Below are 22337 nucleotides of genomic sequence, written 5' to 3' on the forward strand. Positions count from 1 at the left end.
AACGAGGAGGACGGACAGTTGGTTCCTGCTCAAAATTATTGTCGTTTTTCACAAAGGCGATAACCGTGATCGAAGTCACAGGGCCGTGAGCTGAAGTGAGGCATGCTGTGTGTGTTGAACCAAGACACAGTCGAGGGTAGCCAAATGACACTCTATTTGAAACTCGGTGGACGCGAAGCAATGGTAAAGGCAATGCCACGCCTGCGCGCCAGACTTGAACAGGATCCCTGTTTCGATATCTCGCGGCTCCAGAAGGAATTCGAGCGCGGCGACGATTTCACGGAATTCCTGATTTTCCTGGCCGGAGGAGCACCTTTCTACGATGGCAAACCGATCTGCGAACTTCTGTCGCCCATCTGCACCTGCAAGGATGTTTACGAGCGATTCGTCGATCACCTCGTAATGGTGCTGCTTGCCGGCAAGAGAAGCGTCAATGACGAAAGCGATCTCCGTCAGCTGATGGCGACGCTGCGCCCCCAGGTACTCGATCCGAAACCGGTCGCTCCGATCATGGTCTATTCGGTCGAGCAGGAATTGATCAGCGCCTGATCACAAAAGCAGTTTTTCAAACAAAAACGCCGGCAGCAAAGCACCGGCGTTTTGTTTTGCAAGGTCGAGTAATGTCAGCCCAGCTCTTCCACGCTGGTGACAACCTTACCCACGAGACCGTAGTCGATCCCCTCTTCCGGGCTCATCCAGTAGTCCCTGTCGGTGTCTTTCTCGATCCGGTCAATCGGCTGCCCGGTCGCATCCGCGAAAATCTTGTTCAACCGATCGCGCATCTTGATGATTTCCTTGGCCTGGATCTCGATATCGGTCGCCATGCCGCCGGCACCACCTGACGGTTGGTGCAGCAGGAAACGCGTATTGGGTGTGCAGAATCGGTTTTCCTTCGGCACCGACACATAGATGAGCGCACCCGCGCTTGCGACCCAGCCCATGCCGAGAATGCGCACTTCCGGCGCAATGAACTTGATCGTGTCGTGGATCATGTCACCGGATTCAACGTGGCCGCCGGGAGAGGACACAATCACCGTGATCGGGTCATTGGAAACCTGTGCCAGGGCCAGCATCCGCGCGCACACGTCGCGCGCCATGTCCTGGGTTACCGGTCCGGTGATCAGCACCGTGCGGGCTTCGAAAAGGTGCTTGTCAACCTGGATGGAAGGCTGGCTCTTGGGTTTGTCGTCTTCGTCGTCGTCGAGACGCGCAGGCACATTCGTAGCGTAGTTTTTCATGCGCAGGATTAAGCTCCCTTTGCTGTTGAGCCGGCTGGACCGACAGTATCTGGCAGATTCGCGGCTGATGGCGCCGCGCCTGTTTGGACCATGTGTATGCGAACAAACGACCGCTCGCAAACCTTGAAAGCCTGAATAGACCGAAAAGAGTTATCAATCTGGGAACATTGCCACCTTCCTGGCATCTATTTGCCCTGGGGCGGACTTTCTTCCACCGCGCCATTCCTGCGTCCGACAACGAAATGCCAAACAAGAAGAAACGCAAATGGAAGAGACGGCCACACGAACCACAATGTGGAGAGCCCTGACGTCAGAAGGTTCAGCACGAAAAAGAACCCGATCAACACCACACAGGTTCGAACCCGTCTTGGCTGAACCCGCAGCCAGCGCCGCGCCTGTTCAAAACCGTTGGCGACCGCCTGCGTATCTTTGTCCCATTCGGGATGAGCGGAAGCGCCGGCCTCCTCCTGCCCGTTTTTCTCAGGATCATCCGCGATCGCGGCCGGCGCGTTGCGCCCGCCAAGCCGTACCGAATAGGTCTCGACCGGTTCGCTGACATTCTTGACGGCCTGCGGCCCGAGCGGCTCGAAACCGAGCGCGACTTTCGCCTTTACCTGGTCGTAGACGGATTGCGACAGCATGATTCCGCCACGCGGAGCCAGTTCCTGTAGACGCGCCGCAACATTGACACCGTCACCATAGATGTCATCCCCCTCGACCATGATATCGCCGAGATTGATCCCGATGCGAAAATCCATCCGGTTCATTTCGGGAAGATCGGCATTGCGGAGCGACAACTCGTTCTGGATTTCCACGGCACATTGGACCGCTTCGATCACGGAGGCGAATTCGATTATCACGGCGTCGCCCCAGGTATTCACAATCCGGCCGTTGTGACGGTCTGTCAGCGACGACATGACGTCCCTGTACGCGCGTAACCGGTCAAGCGTACCGTCTTCGTCCCGCTCCATGAGCTTGGAATATTGTGCAACATCCGCGCACATGATCGCCGACAGACGCCGCTTGACCCGTTGCATTCTGGATACCCCTGAAACCTACAGCTTAGGAATGGGAAGCCGGGGAGCAAATTGCAAGGAAAAACCGGTGAAAAACCCGATCCATGTGAGGGCGTCAGGAGCCGCTGCGCGCCAGGTTTCGCAGGACTTCCAAGGCTTCTTCAGCTCGCTCGGCGGGAACGAAAACGTGGTCGTGAAAATAGGCAGCGACCACATTGGCCGAAATCCCCTCTCTGGTCAGGGCTGCCGCGATGGCCGCAGTCAGGCCAACCGCCTCGAGCGATGAATGCACGGTCAACGTGATCCTGCGGAACCATTCGGCATCTGCAAGGCCCAGCTCCCTTGCGCGCTCGACCGGCAGGATCGCCGTCGTGCCCTCGGTTTCCGCAAAAAGACCAACCGCGTCATATTCGACGAGATCCTGAAATGACCGGTTAGCGAATGTGCAGAACACATAGGGCTCCGGATCGAGCATCGGACGCATCTGCGCAATCAGGGTTTCCAGGTCGGTTTCGCCGGTCATGTCTTCCATCCGTCTGTAGTTGTCTACGTCCGAGCCGCAGGACCGCTCTTGCGAGGTCTCCGCTCAAACGTCTGACATTGTGGTTGCGCGAGACCGGGTTCCAGCTCACGCCTTCGCCGCAAGGGCCATGTTGCACAGCATTTCAAACATGATCGACACCCCAAGGAAGGCCGTTGCCCCCGCCTGGTCGAACGGAGGCGAAACTTCCACGAGATCCGCCCCGACAATGTTTACACCCTCCAGAAGCCTGGCAACCTGCAGCGACTGAAACGAATTCGGCCCGCCCACCTCGGGCGTTCCTGTTCCCGGAGCAAATGCCGGGTCGACGAAATCAATGTCATAGGACACATACGTTTCTTGCGAACCGGCGATCTCCCTGGCTTCGACCATGACGTCTTCCGGTCCACGCGCGTGGAACTCCTCGATCGGCACGACACGAATCCCGACACTGTCTGCAAAGTCCCTGTCTTCGCTGTCATAGGCGGTTCCGCGAATGCCGATCTGAATAACCCGCTTCGGGTCCAGAAGCCCTTCCTCGACGGCGCGTCTGAAGGGTGTGCCGTGGGTGTACTGCATTCCGCCGAAATAGCTCTTGAACAGATCCGTATGACTGTCGAAGTGGATCATTCCCAAGGGCTTTTCCTTCGCAAGCGCGCGCAGGATCGGCAGCGAACACAAGTGATCTCCCCCGGCAGTCAGGGGCCGGATGCCTTTCTGGCGAACCCGGTCGTAAAACGCCGTCATGCGTGTGAGGCTGTCATCGACGCTCGCCGGGTTCGGTCCGACGTCCCCCAGGTCCGCACAGTTGGCGAGCTCGAAGGGGCGTATGCCCGTCGCCCCGTTCTGGGCCCGGATCATCGTCGACATATCCCGGAGCTGTCTTGGCCCATGGCGAGGCCCTGGCCGGTTGGTGGTTCCACCGTCCCATGGCGCGCCGATGAGACCTATTTCAACCTCCGCGATCTTCTCGTCTTCAAGCGCCACATGCGGCAGCCGCATGAACGTCGGGACACCGGCAAAGCGCGGCAGGTCGAGCCCTGATACCGGGCGGAAAAACGGATCGGTCATGGTGTTGGCCTGAGTTCGGATTTTTCGATTTCGTCGCGGGTAACCATTTCTGGCAGAATCTGCCGGTTGTTCAACAAAAACCGGACTACCAGGCAATCGGTTTTCCGAGATGATCGAAAAAACACCCGGTTTCAGCAGATGACAGGCCTTCAACAACCTGCAGCAAACGCCGCGCTGCGACGCCAGGCTCCTGCACCTCAAGACCGGTTTTGGTGAATTTCTCGGTGAGCGACGTTCTGACCGTTCCTGGATGAAGCGCGACGGCAATCGCCTCGGGGTTGCGTCTGGAAAGCTCGATGGCGGCGGTCCGCACGATCTGGTTAAGACCGGCCTTGGCTGCGCGATAGGCATACCAGCCGCCAAGCCTGTTGTCGCCGATGGAACCGACCCGCGCGGACAGGGTCGCAAACACACATCTGCCTTCCCTTGGAAAAAGCGGCAGGAAGTGTTTCATGAGCAAGGCCGGTCCGATGGTGTTGACGGCATAGGATCGGGCAAGATGGGCCGGATCGATTTCCCGCAAGCTCTTCTCCGGCCTGGAGCCGTCCAGCGCCAATGCGCCGCTGGCATCGAACACCAGCCTTACCTCTCCTTCGAGAGATTTCAGATGATCCGCACTGGCCTTGATCGTCATTTCGTCAACAAGATCCAGCGGCGGGTTCGACTGTCGGCCAAGACCGACGACCTCGTCATAGCTGCCGGAGGCCTTGACCGCTTCCACGACCGCAGACCCGATCCCGCCGGTGGGGCCGACAATGACGGCTATCTTGGGAGACATTTGCAATCCTGACTGTTTCTCGGAAATCACTACGCAGCAACGCAGCTCCGGGATTGCTTTCACGTGCAGGAAAAACCGGAACTCAGATGGTTGCCGACCAGATCCCGTCGACAAATTCAGCTTCATCATCGCCAGGCCAGGGCGGCATGGAAATGCAGATGAATTTCAGCGGCGATACTCCGTCGCATCGATACTGAAACGCCGTCCCGGCAGGAATATCGATCGAGACGCCGGCAACCAAATCCACCGTGCTCGCGTCTTCGCCGTCAGAACGCCAGATCTGCCCCTGTCCCTCAAGGACAAACCAGAATTCACTGACGCTTTTGTGCCGCGTCGCACGGTTGATCTGACCGCCGGGAACGGTCGAATGGATCATGTTGCCGGTCGGACCGTCCATCAGGAACCGGATGTCCGCACCCGCGGGCGATTTGGCATCAAAGCTGTCTGACAGGATTGTCTGCTTCACAGTGGTTTCACCTTCCCTTGGAGACGCAGAAACAACGTCTCGGCCGGGCATTCTTGCAGCACCCAATCAAGCTGTCGAGCCGACCGCTATGCCGTCTTGTTGAAAATCTCCCGGCCGATCAGCATGCGCCTGATCTCGGATGTTCCGGCACCGATTTCGTAAAGCTTGGCGTCGCGCAACAGGCGGCCGGTCGGATATTCGTTGATGTAACCGTTGCCGCCCAGCAACTGAATGGCATCAAGGGCAATCTTCGTTGCGTTTTCCGCCGCATAGAGGATCGCACCCGCCGCATCCTCGCGCGTCGTCTCCCCGCGGTCACAGGCCTTTGCGACTGCGTAGACATAGGACTTGGTCGCATTCATCGTGACATACATGTCCGCCACCTTGCCCTGAACAAGCTGGAAGGTTCCGATCGGCTGTCCGAACTGCTCGCGCTCGTGCACATAGGGCATGACCACATCCATGGCCGCCTGCATGATCCCGATGCATCCGGCGGCCAGTACGGCACGCTCGTAGTCCAGCCCGGACATCAGCACATTGACGCCCTTGCCGACCTCTCCGAGCACGTTTTCCTCCGGCACCTCGCAGTCCTGGAAAACAAGTTCGCCTGTTTCCGACCCGCGCATACCGAGCTTGTCCAGTTTCTGGGCAACAGAGAAGCCGGGAAAGTCCTTTTCGACCAGGAATGCGGTGATCCCTTTCGGTCCGGCTTCCGGATCTGTCTTGGCGTAGATGATCATGGTGTCTGCGGAGGGACCATTGGTGATCCACATTTTCGAGCCGTTCAGGACATAGCGGTCTCCCTTTTTCTCCGCACGGAGCTTCATGGAAACAACATCCGAGCCCGCACCCGGCTCCGACATCGCCAGCGCCCCGAGATGTTCGCCGGTGATCAGTTTTTCAAGATAGCGCTTTTTCTGATCGTCTCGGCCCCAGCGGCGCAACTGGTTGACGCACAGGTTCGAATGCGCGCCGTAGCTCAGCCCGATTGACGCCGAGGCACGGCTGACCTCCTCCATGGCAATGCAGTGCTCCAGATAACCAAGACCCGAGCCCCCCCAGTCTTCTTCAACGGTGATGCCGTGAAGCCCGAGTTCTCCCATTTCCGGCCAGATTTCTCTCGGAAACCAGTCTTCCCTGTCGATCTTTTCCGCAAGCGGTGCAATCCGGTCCTGGCTGAAGGAACGAACCGTGTCCCGCAGCATGTCGGCAGTTTCGCCCAGGTCGAAATTGAACCCGGGAAAATCGTTGCGAATCATAATTTTACCTCCCGGCGACCTGACATCAGGTGCGCGTGTAACGTATGGAATCGCTCAGCTCGCCGATCCGGTCATAGAGCAGCCGAGCGCGTTTGTTGTCTTGATTGGTGTGCCAGTAGACCTTGCCGCTGGCTCCGGGTTCCTTGTCCGCCGCCGCGTAAACCGCTTCGATGAGCCTTCGCCCGGCGCCAGTGCCCCTCGCCTCGGGGCTTACGTAGAGATCTTCAAGGTAGCAGACCGTCTCCAGTGACCATGTGCTGTCGTGAAACAGGAAATGAACGAAACCGACCACTTCACCGTCGCGCTCAGCGACAAGGGCAGAGTGTGACCCCGGCGCAAGCAGGCGTTTGAACATTCCGTCGGTGACTTCCGGGGCAAGGTCCTGCTCGTAGAATTCCAGGTAGGCTGCCCAATGCCGGTCCCAGACGGGTCTGTCGGCGGATGTCAGATCGCGGATCAGAATATCAGTCATGGTTCAATCCTTCACGCCCTGAACGCTGACCAGTGTGAACAGGCCGGTGGCCACATGAACCTGCAACCCGTCTTCAAGACCGTAGACATCCGCCTTTGCAATGGTCAGCGTTCTGCCAGGTTTGACCACCCGTCCCCTGGCCAAAAGAACGTCCTGTTTCGCAGGATTGAGCAGATTGATCTTGTATTCGCTGGTGAGTACACCGCAATCCCCGGCGAAGAGCGACAGGGCCGCGTATCCCGCAGAACTGTCGGCGATGGACGACGTCGCCCCGGCATGAAAGAAACCGTGCTGTTGCGTCAGATCGCGGCTCATTTTCAGTTCTATATCCACAGCGCCCGGGGCAACATGCACCAGTTCGGCACCGAGATGACTCATGAAGTGCTGCATGGCGAAACTGTGCCGGACACGGCTTTCCCAATCCGGGTCTCTGGGACTCAGGTTCATCGCTCAATCACTCCCGACGCGCACTTTACCGGAAAGTTCCGCGATCCGTGACTTCGCTCCGGCCTCGACTTCGTCAAGTTCCAGGAGGGTCAGTTCAATGTCGCGTTGCTTTTCCAGGAGTTCATCTCGGCGTGCCGCAATCTTTTCAAGTAGCAGCTTCAACTGACCCGTCTCACCGGGTGACGAGGCGTACATCTCGATCATTTCCTTGATTTCATTCAAGGAAAATCCGAGGCGCTTGCCGCGCAGGATGAGTTTGACACGCGTTCTGTCGCCGGGTGTGTAGAGCCGCTGGCGGCCGCGCCTTTGCGGCGTGACAAGCCCCTGGGCCTCATAGAAGCGCAGGGTTCGCGTCGTGATATCGAACTCCTGCGTCAGTTGGGTGATCGTGAAATAGCGCTGCATGCCCGCTCCTTGGTGCGAGCACAGTTCAGTCTTTTTACGTTAAAGTCAACACATCTATTTTTTATTATAAATTACAGCGTATTAAGCGCTAGGTCTTCAGATCATTTACCGCCGCTTCGGCATTCAGCACGTTCAGATCAACGTTACCTGAAATTCCCTTGATCGTGCCGCTGTCCTGATACTGCCAGAGAACCCAGTTCTTCGTATAGGAAGGCGAATGCCAGATTGAACGGGTCCATAGCCGTCTGTTGAGCCCCTGCCCCTTCAGATAAGCGCGGTAGAACTCTTCCGGCGCATACAATATGACCTGCTTTCCGGTCGTGAGCTCGACCTGGGCGACGAAGTCGGAAATTTCTTTCAAGACATCGTCGACCGGCGGCCTTCTTGCGCAGTTGCTGCTGAATTCAAGGTCAAGAACCGGGGCGAGCATGTTCGGGTCTTCCGGCAAAACGTCGAGGAAATTCCTCGCTTGGTCCCGGCCCGGTTTGCACAGGCTGAAATAATGATACGCGCCACGGGCAAGGCCAACCGAGCCGGCCCCCGCCCAATTGCGCGCAAATGCACTGTCCTTGAAATCGCCGCCCTCGGTTGCCTTCATGTAGACAAAGGAAATGTCGTCACCGGCAACTTCGGTCCAGTCGATCTCGCCGAGATGGTGCGACACGTCCAGACCGCGTATCGGATACTCGTCCCTGTCGGGTTCCCAGCTCATGAAAAAAAACGCCGCTCCACCGATCGAGATCACGCACCCGACCACCACGTAGAAAACCGTTCGGAATATTGCCTGCAAGAACTTCATTTTGCCACCCACATCCAAGGCGACACGAATTTGCCTCAAAATTCTTAAGATTCACGATAGAAAATTCGGCCAGAGCGGCGGTGCCGCGAGTTCAAGAACGTTTCCGTCAGGATCGTTGAAATAGAGACTGGTTCCGCCTGCCGGCCAGACCACTTCGCTGATGATCTCGACTGCGTTGGCCTTCAGATAATCGCGCCAGGCCTGCACCGCGTCTGAGCCGATGCGAAACGCAAAATGGCTGTTTCCGGAGGTGTGATGGCCGGGAACGACCCCGCCCTTTGTCTCAACGTCTTCGCCGGTATGACCGCGATGGAACACAAGAAGTGCCTGTCCCGGACCGGCATCGTAGGCAAACAGTCTGTCGCCCGCGACCATTCTTTTCAGCCCGAGAATGTGCGAATAAAATTCATGGGCGGCGTTCATGTCATCCACATAGACCGCTGTTTCCAGAACACCGGCGATCTCAGGTCTGTTCATTCCCAGGTCCTCTTTGCATGGAGACACCATTATCGCTCACGACACAGACTGCAAAAAACGCCTCAGCAAAATCAACTAAAAGATGCAGGAAATCTAAGATAATACCTAAAAAACATAGCTGAATGAAGCAAAACGATTTGCCATTTCAAGACCTCGTGTGTGAAACTTTGCGCAGCAATCAAGATTCGATAAATTACAATATAGAATGAAAACGTACCGTCTGGGGCACAACGGGACAGAATGACAAAAAAACTCACTTCCAGCGCGCTCATGCTCGCAAGCCTTTTGTTTCTTCTTACTTTTGGGAACGCCAAGGCCGACTTTCCCGTCACTGTCATGGGGCCGGAAGCGCCTGCGGACAAGCGCTACGAATATGACCGGGCGGTGATTGAACTCGCCCTGGAAAAGACAGAGGCAAAATTCGGCCACTTTACAATTCGCGATGCTTTGGCCGGCCAGAACACCCGGCGAGCTCTGATAGAAGCTTCGAACAACAAATATTCGAACTTCATAATCAAGGCGTCCATGAGCAATGATTTGCCGGAAAGTCTCGCAATCATTCCTTTCCCCGTTGATCTCGGGATCGTTGGTTATCGCGTCGCATTTGTTTCGGAGAAAAACAAGAAAGCGCTTTCAAAGGTGAAAACGCTCGAAGACCTGAAGGATTTTGAGGTCATTCAGGGTCTTGGCTGGCTCGACACCCGCATCCTCAGGCATCATGGCTTTCGTGTACGGACGAACGCGGAATACCAGCCGATGTTCTCCATGGCCGCTCTTGGCCGCTCGGACCTGTTTTTCAGGGGAGCCAACGAGCTTCTAGACGAGTGGCAAGCGCATAGGGACATCCCCGGCCTCGCGTTCGATGAAACCGTTTCCGTCTATTACCCTCTGCCCAGGTTCCTTGTGACTGCGCGCGAAAACAGTGAACTGATCGAACGCGTCCATGAAGGGCTTCTGATTGCTTACGAAGACGGCTCGCTGCAGGAACTGTGGGAAGACAAATATGGTGCCAGCATCGAGTTCGCCAATCTGGGCGGCCGCAAGATCTTCCGCCTGGAGAACCCGTTTCTGGAAGGGCTCGACCCGTCCTGGCAACAATATGTCTACCAGGTCGGGTCCGAGTTGACGCAGTGACCTCACTTTCAGGCCACCTGCGGCAATGGCGTCCTTCAGGCGAGCGTCAGTTTGACGTCGATATTGTTGCGCGTGGCATTTGAATAGGGGCAGACCTGGTGGGCTTTTTCGACAAGCCTTTCAGCCACTGAGCGGTCAAGCCCGGGCAGGGAAACCTCCAGGGCCACCTCAAGACCGAAACCGCCTTCCGACCGGGGTCCGATGCCAACGGTGGATGTGATCGAGGTGTCTGCCGGCACGGCGATCTTCTCCTGACCGCCGACGAATTTCATGGCCCCGATGAAACACGCCGCATAACCGGCCGCAAACAGTTCTTCCGGATTGTTTCCTTCACCGCCGGCACCACCCAGTTCCTTGGGTGTGGCGAGGTTCACCTTGAACGACCCGCTCAACGTTTCCGCGGCGCCGTCACGGCCTCCGGTTGCACGCGCTTTTGTCTCATATAGCACTTCGACAGTCATTTTTCTGCACTCCTATCCGCATGTAAATAGGACCAATTCTCAAACTGGCCTGTAAATTTATATCGTGCACGATATATTTTATGCACATAAAGCACGGCGCATCCGCCGTCAACTGGTTGCGACCATATCGCGCACGACTTATAAGGTGACGCATGAACGAAAAGACTGACCAGATGTCTCTTCTGGACGCGATTGGAATGCCCGCCTCCGAAGAGACCCAAACCCGCAAAAAAGACGATCCGGACAGCGCCAAGGCGCCACGCGCACGAAAGGCGTCTGAGCCCGCGGAGCGCAAGAAAAAGCCTGCGCGCTCCGCAAAGGCCAAGAAGGCGGCGTCAAAAAATGATGCGTCCGATTTGTCCGACGGTGTTGAGGGTGAACCTGTGCCTGCAAGCGATGCGCACTTCGAAACACGCGCGGACACGTCAACGCCTCTGCCGCTCGACAGGTTTATTTGTTTTGCGCTTTATTCCGCCAACCACGCCATGCACAGCGTCTACAAGGACCTGTTGAAGGACGTCGGTCTGACCTATCCGCAGTTTCTCGCAATGACCGTCCTATGGGAAAAGAACAACGTCCCGGTCGGTGCGATCACCTCAAAGCTTCAACTCGACACGAACACGCTTACCCCGCTGCTGAAGCGGCTTGAGACAATGGGACTGATCACACGGACACGGAACTCCAAGGACGAGCGGCAGGTGATCCTAAAGCTGACGCGCAAGGGCCGCGCTCTTCAGAAAAAGACCGAGGACTTCAGCACCTGCATCCTGTCCTCGACCGGCATCAGCATGGAAGACGTCATGGATCTGCAGAGCCGGATCATGAAGTTGCGGGACAATCTGCGGACGGCGGGATCGACCTGACAGCAAAGGCAAGGCGCCTCAGAAAGGCAGGCCGAACCAGAGCGCGGCGATCCCGAGAAACGCGAAAAACCCGACAACATCGGTAACCGTTGTCACGAACACACTTGACGCGATCGCCGGATCGACATTCACCCGGTCCAGAACAATCGGGATGAGCAGGCCGGACAGGCCGGCAAACAGCATGTTGATGATGATCGCGCCTGCGATCACCACGCCGAGGCCGGGACTTGCAAACCAGAGCCAGGCCGTAACCCCGATCAGGACGGCAAGCGCTACACCGTTCAGGGCACTGACCAGGATTTCACGGTTGAGAACACGCAGCATGTTCCGGGCACCGAGTTCCTGGGTTGCGATGCCCCGCACGGCAACGGTCATGGTCTGTGTGCCGGCGTTGCCCCCCATCGAGGCAACGATCGGCATCAGCACGGCCAGGGCGACCATCGCCTCGATGGTGTCCTCAAAGAGCGCGATCACGACCGATGCAAGGATTGCCGTCCCGAGATTGACCACAAGCCAGGTCAACCGCGATCGCGCGATGGTGACGACACTGTCGGATATTTCCTCATCGCCAACCCCCGCCAGGGCGCGCAGATCCTCTTCCGCCTCTTCCTGGATGACGTCGACGATATCATCGACGGTCAGCACGCCGACGAGACGCTCGTTTTCGTCGACCACAGCAGAGGACACGAGGTTGTAACGCTCGAAGCGCCGCGCGACTTCTTCCTGGTCCTCGGTCGCAAGAACCGCCTGGCGCGTTTCTTCCATGATCGAGGTGACCTTCTCCGCTCGCTTGGTGCGCAGGATCTTGTCCAGATGCACCGATCCAAGCAGTTTGAAGGCCGGATCGACGACATAGATCTCGTAGAAACTGTCCGGCAGATCCCGCGCTTCGCGCATGTAGTCGATGGTCTGTCCGACGGTCCAGAAGGGTGCCACGGCGATGAATTCGCTCTGCATCCGCCGCCCAGCGCTTTCCTCCGGATAATCCAGTGCCTTCTTGAGCTGCGCCCGGTCCGCATAAGGCAGTTCTTCAAGGATCGCCGCCTGATCGTCTTCATCCAGGTCTTCCAGAATGTAGACGGCATCGTCCGAATCCAGGTCACCCAACCCCTCGGCGATGACTTCGTTCGGCAGGTCTTCCAGAACCTGGAGGCGCACGGCCTCATCGGTTTCCGTCAGGGCCGTATAGTCGAATTCCTCGCCAAGGAGACGGATAAAGGCAGCGCGTTCGTCCGCATTCAGCGTTTCCAGCAGATCGCCCGTGTCGGCTTCGTGGAGATCGCCCGCGAGATCTCTCAGGCCGGCGCGGTCGTCGGCTTCGAGCGCCGCTTCAACCGCCGCAATGAAATCGGGATTGAGGCGGTCTTCCTCGTCGCGCACAGGTATGATCGGAGCGGTGGAGGTGTCGACGTCAAGTTCAGCTGCTTCGCTCATCCCTCGCCTCCCTCGCTGCGCAGATTGCCTGTCCCTTGCCCAGAACTAGCCCGTGCCACAGCAAAGTGCCACCGCAAATGCCGCCCTGGTCCACAACTGTGATCCGTTTTAGTCGAGCAGCGTTCCCAGGTGTTTTTCGACAGGGAACGGATTTGTTCAAAATCCGGCACAGCCCCTGGAACGGGCACGGCTTCTGAGCTGCTCCAGATACGCCCGGGTCGCCTTTGGTAGAATGTTCTCGCTGGACGAAATGCAGCGCTCCGCGCGCCGGAAGGCCCGCTTGGCACGCTCGCTCGTCAGGCACACCCTGCCCTCTGACAGCGTCTCCTGCTCGACATACCAGAGCTGCTGACAGGTCATCGCCCCGAAACGCGCGGGATCTGTCTTGAAGACCTGTGCATCGACGCTGTGAGGCAGTCCGGCGGCAAACAGGAGAACCCAAAATATGCGCAACCTGTGCATTGCCGAACCCTTCAAGGATGGTCTGCGTACCTGTCGAAAGCCGTCACCAGAACTCCTTACACGGTAGGGTGAGAACAGGTCAAACCTCCATAACGCGCAGGTTTCACCGGACTACCCGGTGGACGAGAACGCCAGGAACCATTGTTGCGATCGGGAAACTTCTTGCACGAATGGGCAGGCATTGCGGACATGTCCCGCGAGACACTGGTGTCTCCCGGGCTTGGAAGGCCCGCTTCGGTGAAGGTCGATTGTTCGGAAGGTCAAAAAACAAAAGGCGTCCCGAAGGACGCCTGTTGAACCAGCGAGGTATCTGGTTGTCATGGTGCGGTCGAGAAGACTCGAACTTCCACGGGTTTTACCCCACAGCGACCTCAACGCTGCGCGTCTACCAATTCCGCCACGACCGCATATTCGATTGTTCCGTCGCCGTTCGGCGTCGAGGCGCTCCGTGTAGCAAAAGGATTTTGGGGGCGCAAGAGCAGAATTTGCAATAATTCACAGACGCAGGAATTTTCTTCAGGATCGCATCAAAGCGGCCCGTCCGTCCGCATCGGGCGGATCTCAGGCGGGCGCATCAGCACTTCGGTGATCGAGATCCCGATCCGCTCGCCCAGAAGAACGACCTGCCCGCGTGCAACCAGCGTGTTGTTGGCGTAGATCTTGACATCGTCATCCTCGCTCACGTCGAGGTCGATGACCGCGCCGCGGCCCATGCGCAGGAGCTGGTGAACCGGCATCTCGCTCTCGCCGAGCACAACGGAAATATCGACTTTGATTTCGTCAAAGGTGGTCATCGGACATCAAGATCCTTAAATAGGGCGAACCCGCAAGCCCCGCACCATACCATGCTCCGGCCAGCCAGCTCAAAAAACAAAGAACTGTCATCCACATGTCACCTGCCGAAAGAGATGCGCTTTCCTTCAGTTTTCTGCCGATTCCAGGGTCTGAACCCGTGGAATGGAAGATAACGGATGACCTGGTGGATTACGAAACCGCGCTTGCGGAAATGGACGAGCGGGTGGAGAGAATCATTTCCGGCGAAGCACGCGAACTCGTCTGGCTGCTCGAGCATCCTCCGCTTTACACGGCCGGAAAGCGCGCGGACGACACCGATCTCGTCACACCGGATCGCTTCCCCGTCTACAAGACGGGCCGCGGGGGCCAGCACACCTATCATGGGCCCGGCCAGCGCGTTGCCTATGTCATGCTGAACCTGAAAAAACGGCATCAGGATGTTCGCGCATTCGTCACCGCGCTGGAGGCCTGGCTGATCAACTCGCTCTGGCACTATCATGTCCGCGGAGAACGCCGCGAGGACCGGGTCGGTGTCTGGGTGCAGCGCCCCGAACGCGGCACAGCTCAAGAGGACAAGATCGCCGCGATCGGCATCCGGCTGCGGCGATGGGTGACCTTCCACGGCATCAGCTTCAACGTCGACCCGGAGCTGGAACATTTTTCCGGCATCGTCCCGTGCGGCGTGAGCGACCACGGCGTCACCAGCCTGGTCGATCTCGGCATTCCGGTGAGCATGGCGGAAAACGACACCGTCTTGCGGGCGGAGTTTGAAAAGATATTTGGCCCGGTCACCTGAAAGGGCACCAGCGGTTTCAGTCCATGGTTCGACACGCGTCGATAAAGGTCATCAGCCGGTCAAGCCCGCCGGGCTGCCAGCCGTGCTGCCGGAGCCTGGACGTATCCATGACGCCCGGCACAGGGGTCGCCCTCTCCGGCAGGTTTGATTGTCTTCCAGTGTGCTGTGAAAGCAGCTTGAGCAGGTCGCGGCGGTCCAGCAGGAGATCGGAAACGTTGAAAACGTCAAACCGGTTTCCGTCCATCTGAAGAACGCGTGAAACGGCATCTGCCAGGTCGTCGCCATGAACCTCCGTTGCGCAGCGGGGTTCAATGTCTTCACCGGTGCGGAAGGCTTCAAACACTCCGGACCATTTGTGTTCGCTCGTTCCGGGTGGAACTCCGTAGACACCGGTCACGCGCAGGGCAACCCCGGAAAAGCGCGCGTCAGCCAGCTCTTCCAGGGCCCGCTCCCCGTCAAGTTTCACCTGCCCGTAAAGGCTGTCAGGCGCAGGTTCGTCCGTTTCGACAAGCGTTTCACCGCGCCGCGCATCGCCATAGACCGCGCGGCTCGACAGGAACACGGCCCTTCGGCACCCGGCCGTCTTCGCAGCTTGAAACAAGGCAGTTGTCCCTTCGACATTCAGTTTTCTGAAAAGGTCTGGGTCTTGCCCCTCCCCACCCCGGAATTTTCCCGGCTCATGGTGGAGCGCACAATGAATGAGGGCATCGGCAACCGGCAAACCGGGTGCCACATCGGAGAGGTCGTAACGGGAAAAGCCGGACGCGATATCATCGACCGGCTTGCGGCCCAGCGCAATCATCCGATGGCCTTCTTTGGCCAGGCGAGCGGTCAGAAACCGGCCGATCGTGCCGCTTGCGCCCGTGATCAATATCCGCATTCAGGAGGCCTGTTGATCTGTCCACTCACGTGGTCCGGCAAGGTTGGCGATGTCAGCCGGAATGCCCTCTCCGGTCGCAAATGCCCGCCATAGGTCAATCAGCGGCCGAAGCCGCTCGCACTTGTCGTGCCCGGCCTGCCACGGCTTTTCGTACTGGTAGTGAAGCACATGGATCTGTTCCCAGCTCCAGAGGCCCGGCAGGTTGAACCAGACATATTGCAGCATGTTGTAGAAAACCGGCAGACCGTGCCAGTCCGGAAAAAACGTTTCCAGAAAGGTCTGGTCCGTCCGCCGCCAGAACGCATCCGGCCTGTCCAGCGCCGCCATCATCGCGTCAAAGGTCGCCAAGTTGGGTCGCGCGGTAAAGACACCGCTGTTCAGACGATGAAAATCTTCAAGGCTTTCATAGACATTCGGCGCCGCGCAGAACTCGGGATAGTCGAACAGCCGGTCGCAGTTCTTCAGAACCAGCGCGTCCGCATCAATGAAAACCACACGCTCATAGTCGGTGAGTTGCCAAAGGCGCATCTTGACGAAATTGTCGAGCGGCGTGTGGAAGACGGGCTTCCCGCCTTTTGTGAACGGTGCCGCCTTGTGAAGCCGTCCTCGCTCGTGGCGCTCGTTGAAGCCGGGCGACGTCTCCAGCCGTGCGCAGCGGGCAAGGCGCGGAGCGAATCCCTTGAGCACCTCCATGTCATCGTCGGCAACGCCCGGGGTGCACAGCACCACCAGGTCCGCTTCCGTTTGCGTCCGCCGCAAGGACCGCAACAGCGCCGACGCGCCCAGAACATAATCGCGGTTGGTCACCAGCGTCACATAGGCTATCCGCGAACCGGCTGGCCGGTCGAAGGTCGGTCCCTCACACATCTGCACCCTCAGGACACCGACTTGAGGCGCGGGTGTTCCGGATCATGCTCGATTTCCGTGGCGATGTCCCGCGTCCAGGCGGAAACGGCCGGAACACGGCTTCTGTCGACCCGGTAGGCAAAGGCCTTGGCAACATCGACAACTTCTTCAAGCAGGCCGTCTTCCAATCGGATCGGGTCGAGCCCGAGTTCCAGGAACTGCTTGTTTTCAACGACGAGATCGTTTTCCGCCGCTTCCTTCCTGGGATTGGGCAGATAGGCGACCTTGGCGCCGGTCAGTCTCGAGATCAGTTCGGCAAGATCCCGGACACGGTGCGTTTCCGTCATCTGATTGAAGACCTTGACCCTGTCGCCGGTATCCGGCGGATTTTGCAAGGCCAGTTCAATGCAGCGCACCGAATCCTGTATGTGGATGAAGGCGCGGGTCTGGCCACCGGTCCCGTGGACAGTCAACGGATAGCCGATCGCGGCCTGAATGAGAAAACGGTTCAGGACCGTGCCATAGTCGCCGTCATAGTCAAACCGGTTGATCAGCTGCTTGTGGCGCCGGGTCTGGTCCGTATGCGTTCCCCAGACGATCCCCTGGTGCAGATCCGTAATCCTGAGCCCGTCATTCTTGGCATAGAACTGGAACAGGAGCTGATCGAGACACTTGGTCATGTGGTAGATCGACCCGGGATTGGCCGGATAGAGGATCTGCTGATTTGCAGTTGTTCCGGAAAGCGTTTCCACGCCGACATCAAGATAGCCTTCCGGGATCGCCGCACCAACGTTAGAATAGCCGTAGACGCCCATGGTTCCGAGGTGGACGAGATGCGCATCGAGGTCGAGTTCGACCATGGCGTTGAGCAGATGATGGGTCGCGTTGACGTTGTTGGTGACGGTGTAGTTCTTGTGCTGATCCGACTTCATCGAATAGGGCGCGGCCCGCTGCTCGGCAAAGTGAATGATGGCGTCCGGGCGGTTGTCCGACAGCCACGCCTTGAAGACTTCATAATGCTCCGCAATGTCGATCAGGTGGAACTGGATCGTGTGACCCGTTTCCTGTTTCCAGATGCGGGTACGTTCCTGAATGGAATCCATCGGCGTCAGGGACTGGACACCCAGTTCCGCATCGATCCAGCGACGGCTCAGACTGTCGATGATGTGGACATCATGGCCAAGGCTCGACAGATGCAGGGATGTGGGCCAACCGACAAATCCGTCGCCGCCGAGTATCGCAATTTTCACTGAAAGTCTCCCTTGTCCGACGACTGGCCGAGCTGCCGTCACGTTGTGATTGTTTCACATGAGAGATCAGATCATTGCGATGATTCAGTGACATTTCAACGTTGAATTTCCAAATTGATATATAAGCACCGATTTTCCGCTCCCGACTACGCAGTTTCCCGGACTTCAAAATCCCCGTCGGGCGCAGCGTCCTGCCGGGTCTGTGTCACGGCCCTCACCCTGGCAAAGGTCGGGCCGCGCCACAGGTGTTGAAGCATGTCGGAAACGGCATCGGACGGGCCGGACAATACGGCCTCGACCGCACCGGTCTTGCGGTTCCTGACCCAGCCGGAAAGACCTCTGCTGACCGCAGCATCGGCACACCAAGCACGGTACCCGACGCCCTGAACGCGCCCTTCTACGACGACGTGAACGGTTTCAATCTCGGACATGCCTCGTCTCCGCATGTGAGTCTGAGGTTAGTGCACCGAAAGAGGACACTACATCCCGGTCACTGGATACTCAGGCCCTGTGCACTCAAAAAGTCCGCTATGTCCTGCGGCTTTTCTGCAACCAGAACCGGCTGCTCCGCTTCCAGCTCTTCCCGGCTGCCGTAGCCCCACAAGACGCCGATACCGGCCACCCCGTTTGCATTTGCGCCGATGAGATCATGCTTGCGGTCGCCGATCATCAGTGTCTCTTCGGCGGACAGGCCTTCTTGTTCCAGAATGTGGGCGATAAGCTCCGCTTTTTGCGAACGCTCTCCACTCAGCTCCGAACCGTAGACCTTACCGAAATGCGGCATCAGTTCAAAATGCTCGACGATCTTACCGGCATAGGCGTGCGGTTTCGACGTGCATACGTGCAGATCGAGCGATGCGCCGCCGAGTTGCGTCAGAACACCAGGAATACCGTTGATCAGCGTGTTCTCGTAAAGCCCGGTCACGGTATAGCGTTCGCGGTAATGCGCCACCGCCAGATCCAGGTCGGACCGCTTGGAGGTGTTCAGGAGAACTTCGAAACTGTCCCAGAGAGGTGGCCCGATGCACCAGTGCAGGTCTTCCCCTTCAGGAACGGGTGCGCCCATTTTTTCCAGCGCATGCTGGATCGAACGCGTTATGCCCTCGAACGGATCGGTCAGCGTTCCGTCCAGATCGAACAGGAGTGTCGTGAAAGACATGGGTCCTCGGGTGATGCATCATGAAAACAGCCCGGAACAGAGATGTTCCGGGCTGTCTGATTACGTTTCCAGGCGGGACCGTGTCAATCGCGGGCTTTAAGAAAACTCCATGATCACGGCGTCAACCGCCAGGCTGTCGCCGGGCGCGGCCTTGATCGCGGAAACCACGCAGTCGCGCTCGGCGCGTAACACGTTTTCCATCTTCATCGCCTCGACAACGGCAAGCTGTTCGCCCGCCTTGATCTCCTGGCCTTCGGTAACGGCGATGGACACCACGAGCCCGGGCATCGGACACAGCAGCATCTTGGACGTGTCCGGCGGCAGTTTCTCCGGCATCAGCGCGTCCAGTTCGGCCACGCGCGGCGTCATCACTTTCGCGACAACCGAATAACCCTGCCAGTCGAGCCGGTACCCGCCGGTGACAGGCCGGATCTGAACAGTGACACTGGTGGAACCGACCTTGCCCGACCACATGACGTCGCCCGGACTCCAGTCGGATTCCACGTTCATCACCGGGCCATCGCCAATGGCAACATCAAGTTCGACCGGCGTGCCGGGATACCCGGCCGCAATGCGGATCGGTACGTATGTCTTGTCCAGCTTGACCACCCAGTCCTCCCGCATCTCGCCGGAATGCGGACGCAGGCGTCCGGGAAGATGGTCGAGACGTTCGCGTCCGAGCGCACCCATGGAAAGCGCCACGGCGGCAAGTACCGCGTAGGCGGCATCGTCCGGAACCGCCGGAGAAAAGCCGTCCGGGTACTCATCGGCAATAAAACTCGTCGCCAACTCGCCGGACCGCCAGCGCGGATGGTTCATCAGGGCCGTCAGGAACGGAACATTGTGCTGGATGCCGTCGACATAAAACGCATCGAGTGCCGTGCTCATCGCATCGATTGCCTGGTCGCGGCTGGGGGCATGCGTGACCAGTTTTGCGATCATCGGATCGTAAAACATCGAAATCTCGGATCCCTCGACCACGCCCGTGTCATTGCGGACGGTTACTCCGTCGCTCGCGACTTCCTCGGGCGGCTGGTAACGTACGAGCCGACCTATGGACGGCAGAAAATTGCGGTAAGGGTCTTCGGCATAGATCCTACTCTCGACGGACCAGCCGTTCAGCTTGACGTCTTCTTGCGAAATCGAGAGTTCTTCCCCGGCTGCAACGCGGATCATCTGCTCCACCAGATCGACACCGGTGATGAGTTCGGTGACGGGGTGTTCGACCTGCAGGCGCGTGTTCATTTCCAGAAAGAAAAAGCTCTTGTCCTGACCGGCGACGAATTCAACGGTTCCGGCGCTGTCGTAATCGACCGCCTTCGCCAAGGCGACCGCCTGTTCGCCCATTTTCCGCCGGGTCTCCTCGTCGAGCAGCGGTGACGGTGCTTCTTCGATGACCTTCTGGTTCCGCCGCTGGATCGAGCACTCACGCTCACCGAGGTAAATGGCGTTGCCGTGCTTGTCGCCGAGGACCTGAATTTCAATATGACGCGGGTTTTCGATGAATTTCTCGACGAAGACGCGGTCATCACCGAAAGACGAGGCAGCTTCCGATTTGGACCGGTCGTAGCCGTCGCGCACCTCGTCGTCATTCCAGGCGATGCGCATCCCCTTGCCGCCGCCACCGGCCGACGCCTTGATCATCACGGGGTAGCCGATGTCCTGTGCGATCTCGACAGCCTGTTCCGCCGTTTCTATCACGCCCAGATACCCGGGAACGGTGCTGACCTTCGCATCGTTGGCGAATTTCTTGGATTCAATCTTGTCGCCCATCGCCTCGATGGCCCGCGGATTGGGTCCGATCCAGACAATGCCCTCCTTCTTGAGCGCTTCTGGAAAACTGGCGCGTTCGGAAAGGAAGCCGTAGCCGGGATGAACCGCTTCAGCACCGGTCTGCTTGCAGGCGGCAATGATCTTGTCGGCGATCAGGTAGGATTCGGCTGCTGCCGCCGGACCGATATGAACGGCTTCGTCCGCCATCTCGACATGCAACGCATCCCGGTCCGCGTCCGAATAGACCGCGACGGTCTTGATCCCCATGCGGCGGGCGGTCTTCATGACCCGGCAGGCGATTTCACCCCTGTTGGCGACGAGAATTTTCGAAAACATGCATTTCCACCCGGCTGGATTGTTTCCTTGGTTTTAGGCCCCGTGCTGCGGCGGCGCAACTTAGCCAAAGGGCGAGCGGTCAGTGCCGGATGGCACCGCTCTTAACGCCTGGTAACTGACACGGCACACGGATCCATTGTCAGCATTACGTAAAGTTAAAGGTTTTCCCTGATAATTTGACCAATAGTGGGGTACTGACATGAAACGTCTCGTTGCATTTCTCTTTCTCACCCTTGCGGTACCGATCACCGCGCAGGGTGAATCAATCGGCAAATGGCATAGCGGTGATGTCAACGGTTTCACGCGCTACTGGACGACAAACGATGTCGGCTCCAATTTCGTGGTCTGGTGTCACCCGCAAAGACAGATCAACGGCACGTTGCTGCATGTCGAGATTGAGGGAAGGATGCCGCCGCCCAACAGCCGCGTGCGTGTGATCCTCGATTCCAGCGTTCTCGACGTGCCCGTCAACGAGCACGGCTACATCGGAACCGGATGTCCGGCCTGCTCGGACAGCTTCGGATATATCTGGCACAAGATCCGTTCGTCCCGCACCCTGGCCGTCAAATTCCCGGACGATACGTATGCCGGATTTTCGCTGAAAGGCGCGCTGAATGTGCTGCCTGGCAATGTTTGCCCCACCGATTGGCAAAAGCGAAATGACAGGTCCTGACCTGGCTCCCTAGGCCGCGCCTGGCACTCTTCAACAAAGGATCGCTTTATCTGCCACGTCAACCTGACGCTGGTGTATCAGTGCGTTAAATGGCATTTTATGTGCCGACGGTCACATTGGTTTCTATCCGCCTGACGCAAAATAGCGGTTGAACTGACCAAAAGACGCCAGTCACCAATGGAGGCAGATATGAAAAATCGTCGTCTTGCAATCGCGGCTGTTTTGCTCGGCAGCATTGTCTGGACATCCGCTGCTCATGCAAGGCCGGACCTGCGTCAGATGAGCTGCCGCCAGGCGCAGAACATGGTCAAGCAGCATGGCTCGGTCGTCTTTACGACAGGGCGGCACACTTACTCCATGTTCGTGTCGAACCGCAGCTTCTGCGACTACAATCAGGAACTCTTCGTCCAGTACGGACCGACCAAGGACAATCGCAAATGTCCGGTCGCCTATGAATGCCGGGAACCCCTCTTCCCGCGCGGCGGCTTCAACCGTTGGGACTGAACGCAAGCGGGCCGGTTTTACCG

Annotated in this window: 28 protein-coding genes and 1 tRNA gene; 6 read left to right on the plus strand and 23 right to left on the minus strand. The window is 58.1% G+C overall.

The window, feature by feature from the left end; all coding sequences use genetic code 11:
* Window positions 1-144 precede the first annotated feature (144 nt).
* Entirely contained in the window at window positions 145-549 is a 405-nt protein-coding gene (locus RBB49_RS15970; protein ID WP_306143850.1) for a Clp protease ClpP, read from the plus strand.
* A gap of 74 nt (window positions 550-623) precedes the next feature.
* Here the strand turns inward: RBB49_RS15970 and RBB49_RS15975 are convergent, their stop codons facing one another.
* The 12 genes from RBB49_RS15975 to RBB49_RS16030 form a co-directional block, all read right to left on the minus strand.
* Window positions 624-1238, minus strand: a complete 615-nt coding sequence (locus RBB49_RS15975) for an ATP-dependent Clp protease proteolytic subunit (protein ID WP_306143851.1) — start codon at window positions 1236-1238, stop codon at window positions 624-626.
* A gap of 185 nt (window positions 1239-1423) precedes the next feature.
* Complete coding sequence (locus RBB49_RS15980; RefSeq protein WP_306143852.1) at window positions 1424-2275, minus strand: adenylate/guanylate cyclase domain-containing protein; 852 nt, start codon at window positions 2273-2275, stop codon at window positions 1424-1426.
* 94 nt (window positions 2276-2369) lie between these two features.
* Window positions 2370-2777 (minus strand): ACT domain-containing protein, encoded by a 408-nt coding sequence (locus RBB49_RS15985; RefSeq protein WP_306143853.1) that lies wholly within the window; start codon window positions 2775-2777, stop codon window positions 2370-2372.
* 105 nt (window positions 2778-2882) lie between these two features.
* On the minus strand, window positions 2883-3845 hold the full coding sequence (locus RBB49_RS15990) for an agmatinase (protein ID WP_306143854.1): 963 nt from the start codon (window positions 3843-3845) through the stop codon (window positions 2883-2885).
* 85 nt (window positions 3846-3930) lie between these two features.
* On the minus strand, window positions 3931-4623 hold the full coding sequence (locus RBB49_RS15995) for an SDR family NAD(P)-dependent oxidoreductase (RefSeq protein WP_306143855.1): 693 nt from the start codon (window positions 4621-4623) through the stop codon (window positions 3931-3933).
* Between the two features lie 82 nt (window positions 4624-4705).
* Complete coding sequence (locus tag RBB49_RS16000; RefSeq protein ID WP_306143856.1) at window positions 4706-5089, minus strand: cupin domain-containing protein; 384 nt, start codon at window positions 5087-5089, stop codon at window positions 4706-4708.
* Window positions 5090-5175: 86 nt separating this feature from the next.
* Window positions 5176-6348: an isovaleryl-CoA dehydrogenase gene (locus tag RBB49_RS16005; protein ID WP_306143857.1), complete on the minus strand. Its 1173-nt coding sequence runs from the start codon at window positions 6346-6348 to the stop codon at window positions 5176-5178.
* A 25-nt stretch (window positions 6349-6373) separates the two neighbouring features.
* Entirely contained in the window at window positions 6374-6820 is a 447-nt protein-coding gene (locus tag RBB49_RS16010; RefSeq protein ID WP_306143858.1) for a GNAT family N-acetyltransferase, read from the minus strand.
* Window positions 6821-6823: 3 nt separating this feature from the next.
* Entirely contained in the window at window positions 6824-7267 is a 444-nt protein-coding gene (locus tag RBB49_RS16015; RefSeq protein ID WP_306143859.1) for a PaaI family thioesterase, read from the minus strand.
* 3 nt (window positions 7268-7270) lie between these two features.
* On the minus strand, window positions 7271-7672 hold the full coding sequence (locus RBB49_RS16020; RefSeq protein ID WP_306143860.1) for a MerR family DNA-binding transcriptional regulator: 402 nt from the start codon (window positions 7670-7672) through the stop codon (window positions 7271-7273).
* Between the two features lie 88 nt (window positions 7673-7760).
* Window positions 7761-8471, minus strand: coding sequence for a GH25 family lysozyme (locus RBB49_RS16025; protein WP_306143861.1), 711 nt, complete (start codon window positions 8469-8471; stop codon window positions 7761-7763).
* A gap of 51 nt (window positions 8472-8522) precedes the next feature.
* The gene (locus RBB49_RS16030) at window positions 8523-8948 is read right to left on the minus strand and encodes a VOC family protein (RefSeq protein WP_306143862.1); all 426 of its coding nucleotides are present in this window, start codon (window positions 8946-8948) and stop codon (window positions 8523-8525) included.
* 240 nt (window positions 8949-9188) lie between these two features.
* Here RBB49_RS16030 and RBB49_RS16035 point away from each other — a divergent pair, with 240 nt between their 5' ends.
* Window positions 9189-10082, plus strand: coding sequence for a hypothetical protein (locus RBB49_RS16035; RefSeq protein WP_306143863.1), 894 nt, complete (start codon window positions 9189-9191; stop codon window positions 10080-10082).
* 35 nt (window positions 10083-10117) lie between these two features.
* Here the strand turns inward: RBB49_RS16035 and RBB49_RS16040 are convergent, their stop codons facing one another.
* Window positions 10118-10543: an organic hydroperoxide resistance protein gene (locus tag RBB49_RS16040; protein ID WP_306143864.1), complete on the minus strand. Its 426-nt coding sequence runs from the start codon at window positions 10541-10543 to the stop codon at window positions 10118-10120.
* Window positions 10544-10695: 152 nt separating this feature from the next.
* Here RBB49_RS16040 and RBB49_RS16045 point away from each other — a divergent pair, with 152 nt between their 5' ends.
* Window positions 10696-11406: a MarR family transcriptional regulator gene (locus RBB49_RS16045; RefSeq protein WP_336623426.1), complete on the plus strand. Its 711-nt coding sequence runs from the start codon at window positions 10696-10698 to the stop codon at window positions 11404-11406.
* 18 nt (window positions 11407-11424) lie between these two features.
* On the opposite strand, the gene mgtE is transcribed toward RBB49_RS16045, so the two are convergent.
* From mgtE to RBB49_RS16065, 4 genes are all read right to left on the minus strand, one after another.
* The gene (gene mgtE / locus RBB49_RS16050) at window positions 11425-12840 is read right to left on the minus strand and encodes a magnesium transporter (RefSeq protein ID WP_306143865.1); all 1416 of its coding nucleotides are present in this window, start codon (window positions 12838-12840) and stop codon (window positions 11425-11427) included.
* 156 nt (window positions 12841-12996) lie between these two features.
* Window positions 12997-13302 carry a hypothetical protein gene (locus RBB49_RS16055; RefSeq protein ID WP_306143866.1) on the minus strand — a complete coding sequence of 102 codons (306 nt, stop codon included), beginning with the start codon at window positions 13300-13302 and terminating at the stop codon, window positions 12997-12999.
* Between the two features lie 320 nt (window positions 13303-13622).
* Window positions 13623-13709 (minus strand) — tRNA-Leu (locus RBB49_RS16060).
* 120 nt (window positions 13710-13829) lie between these two features.
* Window positions 13830-14096: a FliM/FliN family flagellar motor switch protein gene (locus tag RBB49_RS16065; RefSeq protein WP_306143867.1), complete on the minus strand. Its 267-nt coding sequence runs from the start codon at window positions 14094-14096 to the stop codon at window positions 13830-13832.
* 95 nt (window positions 14097-14191) lie between these two features.
* On the opposite strand from RBB49_RS16065, the gene lipB reads away from it, so the two are divergent.
* On the plus strand, window positions 14192-14893 hold the full coding sequence (gene lipB / locus RBB49_RS16070; RefSeq protein WP_306143868.1) for a lipoyl(octanoyl) transferase LipB: 702 nt from the start codon (window positions 14192-14194) through the stop codon (window positions 14891-14893).
* Between the two features lie 16 nt (window positions 14894-14909).
* On the opposite strand, the gene RBB49_RS16075 is transcribed toward lipB, so the two are convergent.
* From RBB49_RS16075 to RBB49_RS16100, 6 genes are all read right to left on the minus strand, one after another.
* Complete coding sequence (locus RBB49_RS16075; protein WP_306143869.1) at window positions 14910-15773, minus strand: NAD(P)-dependent oxidoreductase; 864 nt, start codon at window positions 15771-15773, stop codon at window positions 14910-14912.
* Window positions 15774-16640 carry a glycosyltransferase gene (locus tag RBB49_RS16080; protein WP_306143870.1) on the minus strand — a complete coding sequence of 289 codons (867 nt, stop codon included), beginning with the start codon at window positions 16638-16640 and terminating at the stop codon, window positions 15774-15776. It abuts the gene before it with no gap.
* Between the two features lie 8 nt (window positions 16641-16648).
* Entirely contained in the window at window positions 16649-17869 is a 1221-nt protein-coding gene (locus tag RBB49_RS16085; RefSeq protein ID WP_306143871.1) for an NAD-dependent epimerase/dehydratase family protein, read from the minus strand.
* Window positions 17870-18015: 146 nt separating this feature from the next.
* Window positions 18016-18300 carry an acylphosphatase gene (locus tag RBB49_RS16090; RefSeq protein WP_306143872.1) on the minus strand — a complete coding sequence of 95 codons (285 nt, stop codon included), beginning with the start codon at window positions 18298-18300 and terminating at the stop codon, window positions 18016-18018.
* Window positions 18301-18359: 59 nt separating this feature from the next.
* Complete coding sequence (locus RBB49_RS16095) at window positions 18360-19028, minus strand: HAD hydrolase-like protein (RefSeq protein WP_306143873.1); 669 nt, start codon at window positions 19026-19028, stop codon at window positions 18360-18362.
* Window positions 19029-19124: 96 nt separating this feature from the next.
* Complete coding sequence (locus RBB49_RS16100) at window positions 19125-21137, minus strand: acetyl/propionyl/methylcrotonyl-CoA carboxylase subunit alpha (protein ID WP_306143874.1); 2013 nt, start codon at window positions 21135-21137, stop codon at window positions 19125-19127.
* Between the two features lie 199 nt (window positions 21138-21336).
* Here RBB49_RS16100 and RBB49_RS16105 point away from each other — a divergent pair, with 199 nt between their 5' ends.
* Together RBB49_RS16105 and RBB49_RS16110 are read left to right on the plus strand one after the other, a co-directional pair.
* A complete protein-coding gene (locus RBB49_RS16105; RefSeq protein WP_306143875.1) occupies window positions 21337-21810 on the plus strand; it encodes a hypothetical protein in 474 nt (157 codons plus the stop codon).
* 189 nt (window positions 21811-21999) lie between these two features.
* A complete protein-coding gene (locus RBB49_RS16110; protein ID WP_306143876.1) occupies window positions 22000-22314 on the plus strand; it encodes a hypothetical protein in 315 nt (104 codons plus the stop codon).
* The last annotated feature ends 23 nt before the right edge of the window (window positions 22315-22337 follow it).

Source organism: Roseibium sp. MMSF_3412 (assembly GCF_030733265.1).
Taxonomy (GTDB): domain Bacteria; phylum Pseudomonadota; class Alphaproteobacteria; order Rhizobiales; family Stappiaceae; genus Roseibium.